General features: G+C 45.8%; 7 protein-coding genes. 2 read left to right on the forward strand and 5 right to left on the reverse strand.

The features are described from left to right. Positions 1-8: 8 nt before the first annotated feature. The 5 genes from DWW23_RS02640 to DWW23_RS02660 form a co-directional block, all read right to left on the reverse strand. Positions 9-713 carry a hypothetical protein gene (locus DWW23_RS02640; RefSeq protein WP_122351746.1) on the reverse strand — a complete coding sequence of 235 codons (705 nt, stop codon included), beginning with the start codon at positions 711-713 and terminating at the stop codon, positions 9-11. Between the two features lie 2 nt (positions 714-715). Continuing rightward, a complete protein-coding gene (locus DWW23_RS02645) occupies positions 716-4996 on the reverse strand; it encodes a cobaltochelatase subunit CobN (protein WP_187576583.1) in 4281 nt (1426 codons plus the stop codon). Positions 4997-5021: 25 nt separating this feature from the next. Continuing rightward, the gene (locus tag DWW23_RS02650; protein WP_122351748.1) at positions 5022-7154 is read right to left on the reverse strand and encodes a TonB-dependent receptor; all 2133 of its coding nucleotides are present in this window, start codon (positions 7152-7154) and stop codon (positions 5022-5024) included. Positions 7155-7172: 18 nt separating this feature from the next. Continuing rightward, on the reverse strand, positions 7173-8150 hold the full coding sequence (locus DWW23_RS02655) for an HmuY family protein (protein WP_122351749.1): 978 nt from the start codon (positions 8148-8150) through the stop codon (positions 7173-7175). 373 nt (positions 8151-8523) lie between these two features. After that, on the reverse strand, positions 8524-9351 hold the full coding sequence (locus DWW23_RS02660) for an Rpn family recombination-promoting nuclease/putative transposase (RefSeq protein ID WP_122351750.1): 828 nt from the start codon (positions 9349-9351) through the stop codon (positions 8524-8526). Positions 9352-9668: 317 nt separating this feature from the next. Between DWW23_RS02660 and DWW23_RS02665 the strand changes: the two genes are divergently transcribed. After that, positions 9669-12023: a TonB-dependent receptor gene (locus tag DWW23_RS02665; RefSeq protein ID WP_122351751.1), complete on the forward strand. Its 2355-nt coding sequence runs from the start codon at positions 9669-9671 to the stop codon at positions 12021-12023. A 63-nt stretch (positions 12024-12086) separates the two neighbouring features. Next, positions 12087-13502, forward strand: coding sequence for a DUF4374 domain-containing protein (locus tag DWW23_RS02670; protein WP_122351752.1), 1416 nt, complete (start codon positions 12087-12089; stop codon positions 13500-13502). The last annotated feature ends 1 nt before the right edge of the window (position 13503 follow it).

Genomic DNA, 13503 nt, shown 5'->3' on the forward strand with positions numbered 1-13503 from the left:
AATGATATTTAGTGCTTAGAATTTTTACGTTGTTTATACATGCGGACCACCTGTGTCCAAAGATATCCGAGAATGAAAATAGCCAGCAGTACAGCTAATGTTCCTGCGCATCCCACCCAGTCGATCGGCGAAGGATGATTGTAAACGGTTGCCGACGGATGAAAGATCGTACAGCAGATCACCAGTACGCAGACAAAGAAAGTGAGGATGACCACCAGTTCGATCAACAGTTCTTTTTCTGCAATCAGTTTACGCATATAGAAGGAAGCCAGTCCGAACGTAATCGTCACACCCGCTGCCAGTCCGATACTCGTGCGCAGAAAATCAACTCCTGTCAGCGAAAAAAACAGCGTGATATGAATATAATACAAGGCTGGAAAAACCAGTAGTGACGGCATATACCTGAACAGTTTGGTATACCACCGGAACGATTTACTATCCTCCCAATCCTTGATGCGGGCGATGCAGAAATAACACGACAACAGCATATCCACCATCACCACCAGCGAAATATTCATCATAGCAGACTGGCTCGACAACACCCCTTGCAACTCCAGCTTGTTCACTTCCATCGCATACGGATGGCAAAGCATGATGAATGCACCCAACGAGAGGCTGAAGGCAAGCCTGTACCAGCGGTTCGGTAACAGGCTTGTCATAAATAAACTCTTGACGACTGCAAAAAGCGACAGCAAAAGCAATATATTATCCATCGTTATTTTCTCTTTTTAGTCTTCCGGGTTCTTTTCCGAATAAAGAATATAAGCAGGAAGATCACAGCCAGCCAGAAGAAGCTGATCAGAGCGAGGCTGAATGAAGACATGTTTTCCGGCTTCATCGGTTCGTTAGCCTGAACAGTCTTGTCTTTCTTCAGGACAACACTCTTTCCGTCATCCGAAATACTTTCGTTACGGGCCGATTCGATCTTACCCTGATATTGTTTGGCAGAAGTTTCCGGTAACTGTTCGCCGATAAAAGAGCGTAATTTGGCATTGTCGCAGACAAAGCCGCTACAACCGGCATCGTATTTCTCAACCAGCTCCGAATGAAGAGCCGCAATATTTTTCAACTGTTCCGGAGTCGCTTTCCAGTAACCTTTACGGGCCGTTTCCATCATGACTGCCGTTGCTTCCTGCAAAGCAGCCGGGTTTTCACGTTCAAAGAACTCTTTCACCCCGACATTCAGCTTGTCGTTTACAAATACTTCATAATACTGATCCCAGATCTCATTGTCGATCGCTTTCGGCTTCATGACATTCCAGCCGTATGTATTACGGATCGTTTCCGACATCGCATTAGCAGCGGAAGCGCCTTCTTTCATCTGTTCTTTCATATAAACAGGGTTGAACAGGGTCGAACGGGTCTCCACACCGATCGCCGACTTCAAATCCTGTACGCGAGCCTGATGGCGGTTACGCAAGTCATTGAAATAAGCATCAGGATCATTGCCGGTTACATTACGGACCGTCAGGCTCATACCGCCCATGAACTCATAGACATGGTCGAGGCTGAGCGCTCCCCAGGTATTACTCTGGCGGGGCTGTACGACAGCCTCCGTATTTTGAAGGGCAGCTTCAAAAATACCGGGTTTAAAACCACCGAAGTCTTTTTCATTACCGTAAGTGGCTCCCATATTATTCAGGTAAACGTTGGCTATTTCAGACTCGTTTTCCCAACGATCACCACTTTCCACCATAGAAGTGATACCGGTTCCATACATACCGTTCGCTCCGCCGAAAACACGTTGTGTTGCATATTCGCGGGCTTCTTTCGGAGAGAAACCTTTATCTAATAAGACACGCTCGGCATCGTTACGGCCTTTCGCCACATAGTTATCTTCACCGTCTCCGGCAGCAGCTGCCATATCTACGGCTTTCTGTATCAGGGTCAGCCGGGAAGCTGCCACATCACGTAACTGGCCGGAAGTCTGGACTACCACATCTACACGCGGACGGCCCAGGTCTTTGACATCGATCAGGCGGATATCCAGCACACGGTTGAACTGGTCGCGGATCGGCTCAACACCCAATAAGTAAAGGATCTCAGCGATCGTTGCTCCTTCACTTTCGATAAAGCTGCCCGACCAAAGCGTGAAACTGACCTTTTGAGGAGTTGCGCCACCGTGGTTCTTCGCATGTTCGGCCAACAGGCGGTTGCCCATCTCTTTCCCTTTTTCCCAGGCTGCGGGAGTCGGGGTTGCTTCGGCATTGATACCGTATAAGTTACGTCCGGTAGGCAATACGTTCGGGTCGGAAATAACATCTCCGCCGGGGCTGGGCGCTACATAATGCCCATTCAGCGCATTGATAAAACCGTCCAGTTCCATCTGCGGACTTTTACGCAGGTACTCCCGGTAATTATTCACGTTCCGGATAGCATCCTGAATATCCAAAACGGCATTGGCAAACAGAAGTTGTTCGCGGGTGACGGTATCCATTTGTTGGGTCGCTCCGCTCTTTCCGTCTATCGGATGTTGGCTTTTAGCTGTTGTATCGGCAGAGGCAAGCATCTTCTTTACAGCATCCGGCATCTTGCCAGTCTTGGGAATACCGGCAGGATGGCCGTGTCCCATTTTCGGTTTCTTGCCGTCTTTGGATTCTTCCGTCATTTTGGCCATCATCATAGCCATCATCCGGTTCATCTTCGGTTCGGATGCCTTCTTGATAGCTTGTGCTTTAGCGACAGTGACAGGAGAGACACCCAATTGAGCCAGCAAAGCCGGGTCGTCTGCCATAGCCGGATTATCCATGACCCGTTTAACAGCCAACTGTGCCTTCGTACGATAGTTATCATTAAAGAAAGCCTGGTTCTCGATTTGCTTCCGTGTAACTTTCTTCTGTACCTCATCCAGGTTAGCCAGACTGAAGGCGATCGGTTCGGTACACATCAGTTTTACAGAAGAAGCGATCTTCGATTCATCGTACGGAACACCTAAGGTATATTGGCCGCCTACGATCTTTTCGGCACATAGCTCTTCTGCGAAGTTCTCGATCTTTTCGATCTCGGTATCAGAATAAGCTTGTGTACGGATGCTGTCCAGTTGAAGGTCGCGGTGTAATCCCATCCCGATCGCTTTGTTCTTGATCTTCAGGTTGAGGGATTCGTCGCGCAGGTCGGTTGCCAGATAACGCTTGATATCGTTCAACAGATCGTCCACTTCGCGGCGAAGGCCGGTTTCAATGAAAGGCGGTGTAAGGTGAGAGATGGTTGCGGCATAGCTGCGGCGCTTGGCGATCAGTCCTTCTCCCACGTCACTGATCGTATAAAGATAGAAATGAGGAAGCGAACCCACCAGGCGGTCGGTCCAGTCGTCGGACGATAGGGCAACCTGCTTGCCGGGAATGAACTCCAGGCTACCGTGCGTACCGAAATGGATCATGGCATCCGCCTTGAAATCCTTCTGTACCCATAGATAAGAAGCAATATAATGATGAGGTGGTATCTCGTTCGAACCATGGACGGCAGCGAAAGAGTTATCCCCCGTTCCCTGAGTAGGCTGAGGCAATAAGACCACATTACCCAGATCGATACGGGTTACGGCAATCTGTTCGATACCATCCACTTCACGAGTATAATAGTCTCCCAGACCTCTTCCATATTTATGAATCAACGTATCCTGCATCGCCGGACTGAATATATCTTCCAACCAGGTACTGTATTGCGGAGATGATACCCAGGCTGGATAACCAGAATTCAGATATTTTTGTATGTTCCCTTCAGCATAAGCATTGAATACCGGACCTTGTTCATTGATCAGAGCTTCAAAGTCCTTTTCCGTAGCCGGCAAAGCAGAGAGATCGTATCCTTCCGCTTTCAGTGCTTTCAGGAAATTATAGAGAGAAGGAAGCACTTCCAGTCCGGCTGCCGTCATGGCATTCTTTCCCGGACCTTTATAATAATAGATAACAACTTTCTTGTCTTTATTCGGAAGCGATTGCAACCGCAGGTAATTGGCAACCATATCGGAGAATTGCGCCAGACGCCCGGGGATATTCTTAAACAGGTACAACCCGTCATCATCGATAAACTGTGCATTCAGGGCGAACGGAACGATACCGCCATCCAGTTCGGGCATCACGATACTCTGGCTCATAAAGCCTCCTGCCATACCGCGCTTGTCTGCCATCCAGTTATCATACGTATCATTGATCGTGATCGGACAGAACATGGGCACATTATGTGCTTTCAGCCATTCCACAGCCTTCTCGCCCTGCCCCATCAGCAAACGGCCGTGCGGCATATAAATCACGGCTGCCGGATCGATCTCTTCCAGCATTTTCAGACGGCTGGCGAAGCCGGAGACAGGATAGACATTCATATTGCGCCGTTCGAGGCTGACGATCAATGAATCCAGATGATCCTTGTTCGTATCGAACGGTCCCGCCATCCCAACGATAAGAGCCACTTTCGGAGCCTTCTCTTTATAAAAGCCTTTTTCCTTATAATATTTCTCAAAATCGGCGACCGTGTCGAATACCCGTTCGTCATCCAGATGGAACAGGACGTCGGAGCTTATCTCCACCGGCTCTTTGATCTCTCCGGTAAAGGCACTCTTGCCTGTCAGCTCTTTACGGATATAGTTGAACAGGCTCCGGTAGTTGACGGAACCGCCATTCGTGAGGTAATCCGCCACCCGTTTATTCTGAATGGAATCGAGGCTGCTGATATTGTTCACAGGATCGGTCACAGCAGTTGAAAAGACAGGTACATTCTTTTCCTTCATCTTTTCGAGTACGGCACGATGTTCGTCTGTCATCCGGATACCCATACCGAAGATCAGGATCGCATCGTAGCGGTTTAGTTTGTCGAAATCGTCGATCGACAATTGTTTCAGGTCGATAAAACCAGTATCCAGGGATTTTGCCATGCGGGCAACCTGATAGTTGGGGAAGTTCACAAGAGCCACCTTGGTCGTGCCGGCTACCTTCGCCCAGATAAACCAGGCTATCAATACGACAGCGATTATTGCTCCTGCAATGATTAAATTCCGTTTCATTATTTATTGGTTTGTTGTTGTTTGCTTATTTGAATATCTCGTCGATGTTAACAGATAGGCCGATCATGAAGGTTGTACCCGGCGACATCGGCGAATTGGAGGCTATAATATCCGGTTTGTAATTAAAGATATTATCTACCGTTGCCTGAAGCAGGTAAGCCCCGAACAGACGTTGTGAAACTGTTATCTTCCAGTTCTGATAACCGGAATAATGCACCGGCGTAAAGGTATCGCCCGTACTGTTCGCCTCGTAGGTGTCCAGCTTACCGAGGAAACGGCCGTTCAATGCCACATTCAAGTCATAATTCTTTCTTGAATATTCGTAATTTATACCCAGAGTGGCAGAGTGAGGACGGGTAGACGATACATTATATCCATTCTGTTTCATATTCTCATGGACATAAGCATAGGCCGCCTTCACCGTAAACCCGTAGGGACATTTGACAGCCAGGTTTGCATCCAGGCCTGCCAACTTCGATTTATCGATATTCCGGTAATAAGAAGTATCGCGGTCCGCACTAAAGATCGTTGTGATCTTATCCTTGATATTATTATAATAACCGATCACGGAGAAATTCACACGGTCACGACTATATTCGGTAGATACGGAAAAGTTATCGCTGATCTCCGGTTCCAGATTGGGATCACCGGCAATAATAAACATATTCATACCGCCCATATCCCATTCAGTCCACATCTCTTTCAATGACGGAGCACGGAAACCACGCGAATAGGAAGTCCGGAACGTAAACGGTTTGAGCTTATACATTAAAGAGATATTGGGACTGATATGCGCACCGAATGAATTATAATAATCCATACGTCCCCCATACACAAGGTTGAACTGTTCCGTCACATTAAAATCATGCTGGGCATACAGAATATAATCGTTGGTGGAATGTGTATCGCCGCTGAACTGGTAAGACATCAGTTCGTCACGAAAGAACTCGGCTCCCCCGATCAACGTGTTGTTAGGGGTAAAAGAGTAATTGTATTGTGCACGTGCCGTATGCTGTGTATTCCGGTAATTCAGTGAATCGGCATCTGTTTTCGTATAATGATCATATTTGTTATAACGGTCCAACAGGTAAGAGATCGTCAAATCCTGCTTTTCCGATATCAGGTAGTTCATTCGCACACTGCCGTTGTAATCGCGGTAACGATCTGTTTTCTTATCGTTCGCAATATCAGCCAGGCGGGTATAAAAACCACCTTTTCCCGTCAATGTTATTTTATCGGAGACTTTCCAGGATAATTTTTCATCGACACTCAGGTCTTTTCCACCATAGATAATCGCTGAATCCGTACGATCGGAACTCCACAGGCTATAATGATCCTTGTTCTTGTACATGACGGAAGTCAAGCTGCTTATATTTTTCTGCTTTGTACCGATCGTTCCGCCGTAACGTTGTTCGTTATTGCTTCCGTAATAGCCGCTTACATTGACTTCGAGCGGTTTGGACGGTTCCTTGGTAATGATATTGACTACACCTCCGATCGCACTGGAGCCGTAGAGAGCCGATGCGGCCCCTTTCACGATCTCGATACGTTCGATATTATCGGCATTCAGGCGGTTGTAATCCACGTTGTTGAGCGTTTCACCTGCCATACGTTCGCCGTCGATCAGGAAAAGCACATATTTACCACTCATACCCTGCATGTTGACTGCGATCTGACCGTCCATCTGGCGTGTAAACTCCATACCCGGCAATTCCGTTTCCAACAGGTCCTGCACGGTAACGGCATTGAGTTTCTTTATATCGGTAGCAGTGATGACACGGGTAATGACAGGAGCGTCTTTCAACAGTTTGGGGGTACGGGTAGCCGTCACTGTCACTTCATTCAGGTTAAGGGCATCTTCTTTCAGGCGAAAGTTAATGACCGTATCGCCGTGTAAATAGATGCGCTGCTCAACAGGAGTAAAACCGGCGTATTTAATGATAAGGTGATATTCTCCGGGCTTTGAGAGGTCTAGTTTGTAATTACCGTCGAGATCGGAAGCCGTGCCGTGAGTCGTTCCTTTTACCAGGATATTCGCATAAGGCAATGTTTCCCCCTTTTCGTCGGTTATACAACCGGAAACCTGTCGGGGAGGTTCATTCGCCGACAGGTTTCCGCATAATACTATTGATGCCAGGATCAATAAAATCGTTTTCATATAAGAAGATAGAATTTATTACTTGAAAGGATATACGTAATCGAAGGAGATATGTCCTTTTACGTCAGCATCATTTGAATAATCGGTGAATTTGATCTTTGCGTATTCGCCGGATTTCAGTTTGATGACGTATACCATGTTGCTCATCGACCAGTTTGCCGCTGTAGGAGGCATAGGTACAGAACTGAATTCGATACCTTTATTCAGTACTTCGTTCCAATAGCTGGGTGTATAACCGATCTTGGGAGTAGGCAACTGCATTCCATTCGTATTCAGCATCAAGCTATCTGTTCTGACATCAGCCACATAACCGCTGGCCGGGGCAGTCGTTACTTTTGTAATATCCGTTTCTTTTGTATCGAGAGCCGATCCGTCATTGGTCTTTACATCATAGCGATGCAAAGCGATGTCCCAATCAAAAGAGGTTTCATCGATACCACCGCGCGTTTCGAGCTTGCCTTTATACGTGACGATGAGGTCCATCGGCATACTTCCGGGTCTTGTTGTTATGATCAGATTAATGCTATCGCCGTTCACATTTCCTTTAGGAGTGATAACGATATTGCCTGCAGTGACTGTACCGCCGGTCAGTGTCCAGCCGATCGTATCCGAAGCGATATTAAATCCGGCTTTTAAAGCGATATCTTTATATTGGCTAAAATCGAATTCGTCTAATGCAAAAGTTAAGGAATCCCCTTCGAGACGGGTAACTACCAGGTTCAGATCGGAAACAGTACCCATATTTCCCATTCCTGTTACATCAAGTGAAATATCGCCTTTATAAGTACCGGCAGCCGGTTCGATCTCATGGGCAACCGATTTTCCATCCTTAAAGCTGAAATACATCCATTTATCATAGGCTGTAGCATCGAGAGTAACCGATTTTACCGTTTCGTCGGTATCGCCACCACCATTGTCATCATCATCGCTACAAGCCGAGAAAAACGTTAAAGAGCTGACCAGCAGCATCGCTAATAAGTAATAATTCTTTTTCATTGCGTTCTATTATTTAGTAAAATATATTCTGACCGCAAAGTTCCGGGTTTCTGAAAGAATGTGAAATCCCTAAAAAGGGGTATAAAAAAAGGAGATCTTACCTAGTTATAGGTATTTTGAAGAGAAGAGTGGAAAAGAAAGAATAAAATAGTGTATAATAAGCACATAGGCAGCACAAATTATCCCTATTTCCTCTTGAGACATTGTATTTCCGCCATAATAAATAAGTTTAAAGTTGATATTAATAAATTGATTTTATCATATATGTTATTTCATTTTGGAGTTTCATTCTGATAAAGACAGAAACAAAATCAGCCAGATTGTTATGTATTGAACAACCCGGCTGATAATTTATTTTATAGCCAATAATAAACTACAATTCGTCAATTTCTTCTACCGATAATCCTGTACACTGAGCTATAGTTTCACTATTTATTCCCTGTTTTTTAAAGTTTGCAGCAATAAGACGCTGTTCTTCCGCTTTACCTTTCTTCTCTGCCTCTTCTACTGCATATATCAGCGTAGCGCGCCAGTCGCGGTAAATCTTCAGGTTCTCCTCATAGACAGCACGCTCATGGTCAGTCATGGCACTGAGGTTTGCCACATCGAGCAGACGTCTGAAGGCATCCTCTTTCTCCTTGAACGGAGACATATCAAATAAATTCATATTCTTCAATATATAAATCCAGTTTTCAAGAGGAGTCTTACATTCCTCTTGAGTAAAATTGAACAAGTCGAACGACAGATAGATCTGTTTCAGTTTGACCTCACCAAAAGTTTTACCCGTTGCTTCGTCGGCCAGGATTACGTCTGTTCGCCAGTTGTGGAATTCCGGCAGGCTGAAGTTCAACAGATAAATGCCATAGACAGGAAGCAGGCCATATTGCCAATCCCGTCCCGTCTTTCCCTGACGGGAGACCATGCGGCAAAGATAATATAATCCACGGTTAAAGAAATAACGTTGCGGGCAATTCTGCATTTCCAGGATGAATTTTGTCCCGTCCACGTCTTCGCAAAGGAGATCGAAGATCACTGTGCGTTGTTCTACTACTTCCGGTTGGATTTCTTTATCAAGATAAGTCAGGTCTTTGACCCGACGCTCGCCCAGGAGGGTGGCATTGATAAAGTCGATGGCTACTTGCTTTACCCCGAATACGGTTTTAAAGCCTTCATCAAGCATGATATTCACGTATCTTTCCATAATTAATGGTATAAATGGTCTGTCACTCAATAGCGGGTAACAGGACAAAGAGAGTTGTTTTTTGTTCATATTAATGACTGATGGCGTCTTTTTTCATGGCTTGAAACAATTTGCCAATAGCTAACGTGTAAATGAACCAACAAACTATACTTAAAAAAAACCGACTACCTACATATAGCTACTTTTACCCCCCATTTTCCTCTCTGTTTTTACCTATAATCGGTGATTGATGCGCTTTTATTTTCACCCGACCTTTGCATCAGTTTTTAGTAACGGTAAAAAGATTGAATACATTGAAAGCGATTGTAAGAGGATTAATGATCACGCTTTCCCTTGTTTTTGTGGCGGTGGCGGCAAAGGCACAGCAGGAAGCGATGATCTCGGGAAAGATATTATCGACGGAAAAAGAAATTGTTGATTTTGCGACTGTCTATCTGAAAGGGACAAACTACGGAGGTACGACAAATGAAGAAGGTATCTATCATCTTAAAGCACCTGCAGGAAACTATACACTGGTGGTATCGGCCATTGGCTATACGACCGTAGAGAAAGCAGTCCGCCTGACAGCCGGTGAACGTACGAAACAAAACCTGACTATCAAGCCGCAGGTGGAAGAACTGGATGAAGTAGTTATCGTATCGAACGGCATCAGCCGACTGAAACGCTCTGCCTTCAATGCCATTGCGGTAGATACGAAAGAGCTTCAAAATTCGACCAAGAGCCTGAGCGATGCCCTGTCGAAAGCGCCGGGAATGAAACTGCGTGAATCGGGTGGTGTCGGATCGGATATGCAACTGATGTTGGATGGTTTCAGCGGGAAGCATGTGAAGGTGTTTATCGACGGCGTACCGCAGGAAGGTGTCGGAAATTCGTTTGCACTCAATAACATTCCGGTCAATTTTGCCGAACGTATCGAAGTCTATAAAGGAGTCGTACCCGTTGGATTCGGGACGGATGCGATCGGCGGGGTTGTCAATATCGTGACGAATAAAAAACGCCGTAACTGGTTCCTCGATGCTTCCTACTCTTACGGATCGTTCAATACACATAAATCGTATGTCAACTTCGGGCAGACACTGGATAATGGTTTCACCTATGAGATCAACGCTTTCCAGAACTATTCGGATAACGATTATTATGTAGATGCCCCCGTGAAGGATTTTGAAACCGGACGGCTCGATACAGATAAAAAGGAACGTGTGAAGCGTTTCAACGATACTTACCATAATGAGGCGGTGATCGGAAAAGTGGGGTTTGTCAATAGAAACTGGGCAGACCGTCTGTTGCTGGGTTTTACTTATTCAAATATGTATCAGGAGATACAGACAGGTGTACGTCAGAATACGGTGTATGGCGATAAACATCGTAAAGGCCATTCGCTGATGCCGTCGCTCGAATATAACAAACGCGACTTGCTGACCAAAGGGCTGGACCTGGTTTTCACCGCTAACTATAATAAGAACATGACGACCAATATCGATACGTCTGCTTACGAATATAACTGGCGCGGCGAAAAGAATCTGATGAATTCGCGTGGCGAACAGTCTTATCAGCATACAAGGTCGGACAATAATAACTGGAATGGTACGGTAACCGTCAATTATCGTCTTGGACATGCCCATGTTTTCACATTTAATAATGTGTTGACCGCTTTCCGCCGTTCCAATACCTCGCTGCTTACCAATGAGGAACTGACGGATGCGATCGACAAGCAGACACGCAAGAATATTGCCGGACTGTCCTATCGCCTGATGCCGTCGGAACACTGGAATCTGTCCGTTTTCGGCAAGCACTATAATCAGTATGTGGCAGGGCCGATGGCAACTGATAATACGAGCTCTGAATATGTCCGCACTTCCCGCAGCGTAAGTTCGGTTGGATATGGTGCGGCAGGTACTTATTTCATCCTGCCGGGATTGCAGGCTAAACTTTCCTACGAGAAAGCCTACCGCCTTCCTACCATCGAAGAGATGTTCGGTAATGAAGACCTTGAAATGGGCGATATCGGCATCAAGCCGGAAAAGAGCGACAATGTGAACTTGAATGTCAGCTACAACAAGACGCTGGGTAAACATGGTCTTTATGTCGAAGGGGGGCTGATCTATCGTAATACCAACGATTATATCCAACGTAATATTACCGACCTGAGTGGCGGGAAACAAGCTGCAAGCTATATCAACTATGGCAAGGTGCTGACGAAAGGTTACAATCTCTCCGCCCGTTACAGTTTTTCAAACTGGCTGAGTGTAGGAGGTAATTATACGCAGATGAATGTGCGTGACAACCAGAAAACGGCCATCGGCAGCGGGGCGGAAAATATCGCTTACAAAGAGCGTATGCCGAACCTGCCCTACCGTTTTGCCGATTCGGATATAACACTCTACTGGCGTAATTTCTGGAAGAAAGGCAATACATTGATCTTCACTTATGACAATCAATATCTGCATAGCTTTACCTATTATTCATCCATCATCGGATCGAACAAAGGTGAATATGTCGTTCCCAACCAGTTTTCACATAACCTGACGCTGTCTTACAGCCTTCAGAACGGACGTTACAACATCTCTTTCGAGTGCCGTAACTTCACCGATGAAAAACTTTACGACAATTTCAGCCTTCAGAAAGCAGGACGGGCGTTTTATGGGAAGTTCCGCGTCTATCTGGGCAGATGACAGAAATAGATATTTTATCAATATAATAACAATAAATAGTAATCATATTAAAACAAACACAACATGAAGAAGAATTTCTTTTTAACAGGCCTGTTTGCAACTGCGATGGCCGGACTGACACTTACAGCATGTGATGACGATCCGAGCAATGGCGGAGATAACGGCGGCGGAGAAGAAGATAAAAATGCGGAATATGTAATCGCGGCTTCCGTAACGGCTTCCGGAAATACTACCAATGTATTGGTGACCTCCGAATCCCTGGACGAAGGTACAGTTACAACCAAAAACAACGGTGTTGTGAACGATGGTGCAACTTACTGGGTATTCTTTAAGAATCAATATTTATACGCATTGACATACAACCAGGGCGAAGCCGGAGGTACCCGCTCCTATATCATGGATTCAGCAGGTGAATTGCAGAAGCGTTCCGCCGAATTCGGTGTAAAGAGATTTACTACTTATGGTATCTACGATAAGTATATCATGACCTCTTCAACTGGCGACGGCCCTACCGAATGGAATGACGAGAATGGTTATACTCCGAAAGTATTCATGCTGTCTTATCTCGATCCGGCAGCCGAAACATTCACGACCAACGATACGCAAAACAAAGCATATCTGTCTGAAAACTTCCTGGATAACGGTGAATATGTGACACTGGCAGGTCTTCTGGAGCATAACAATAAGATTTATACGGCAGCTATCCCAATGGGTCTGAGCCAGTACGGAACAAAAGACCAGAATGGCAAATGGGTATTGCCGGGTAACGAAGACCTGGTAAAGAAAGAATCAGGCGGTTCAAACAGTAGCGCGTATAAAAAAGACGAGTTGCAGTGGACTCAGTACCCGAACGAATGTTGGGTAGCCATCTTTGATGATGCCACCATGACCAGCAAGAAGCTGATCCGGACAGATAAAATCAGCTATGCTGCCGGACGTATGAAATCACAGTATTATCAAATGATCTGGGCTGCCGATAATGGCGATGTGTATGTATTCTCCCCGAGCTTCGCCAAAACGATGACCGACGCACGCCAACAGACGACACTGCCTGCCGGTGTGGTACGTATCCCTGCCGGAAAGACTGAATTCGATGATTATTATTGCAATCTGGAAGCGATGACCAACGGAAATTCTTTCCTTCGCACATGGCATATCACAGGCGACTATTTCATGTTGCTGATGTATGATAAACCATTCTCCAATGCAGACCGCGTAGCGAACCAACTGGCAATCTTCAAAGCTGGCGATAAGAAACTGACATATGTAACCGGTCTTCCTTCAGTAGAACAGATCAGCGGTTTCGGCGATGCACCGTATGTTGAAAACGGAAATGCTTATGTAACAGTTACCTTCAATGAAGGCGGTGGTAATCCTGCCATCTATAAGATCGATCCGGCAACAGCCGTAGCAACAAAGGGTCTGACTATCGAAGCTACTCAAGTGAGCGGTGTCGGCAAACTGACAGTCGCTAAATAAT

It is taken from the genome of Parabacteroides sp. AF14-59 (genome assembly GCF_003479515.1).
In the GTDB taxonomy this organism is placed as follows: Bacteria; Bacteroidota; Bacteroidia; order Bacteroidales; family Tannerellaceae; genus Parabacteroides; species Parabacteroides faecis.

Bases quoted from the DNA above. Each gene is read 5' to 3' on its own strand.
- DWW23_RS02640 (WP_122351746.1), bottom strand. From the start codon at position 713: ATGGATAATATATTGCTTTTGCTGTCGCTTTTTGCAGTCGTCAAGAGT.
- DWW23_RS02645 (WP_187576583.1), bottom strand. From the start codon at position 4,996: ATGAAACGGAATTTAATCATTGCAGGAGCAATAATCGCTGTCGTATTG.
- DWW23_RS02650 (WP_122351748.1), bottom strand. From the start codon at position 7,154: ATGAAAACGATTTTATTGATCCTGGCATCAATAGTATTATGCGGAAAC.
- DWW23_RS02655 (WP_122351749.1), bottom strand. From the start codon at position 8,150: ATGAAAAAGAATTATTACTTATTAGCGATGCTGCTGGTCAGCTCTTTA.
- DWW23_RS02660 (WP_122351750.1), bottom strand. From the start codon at position 9,351: ATGGAAAGATACGTGAATATCATGCTTGATGAAGGCTTTAAAACCGTA.
- DWW23_RS02665 (WP_122351751.1), top strand. From the start codon at position 9,669: ATGATCACGCTTTCCCTTGTTTTTGTGGCGGTGGCGGCAAAGGCACAG.
- DWW23_RS02670 (WP_122351752.1), top strand. From the start codon at position 12,087: ATGAAGAAGAATTTCTTTTTAACAGGCCTGTTTGCAACTGCGATGGCC.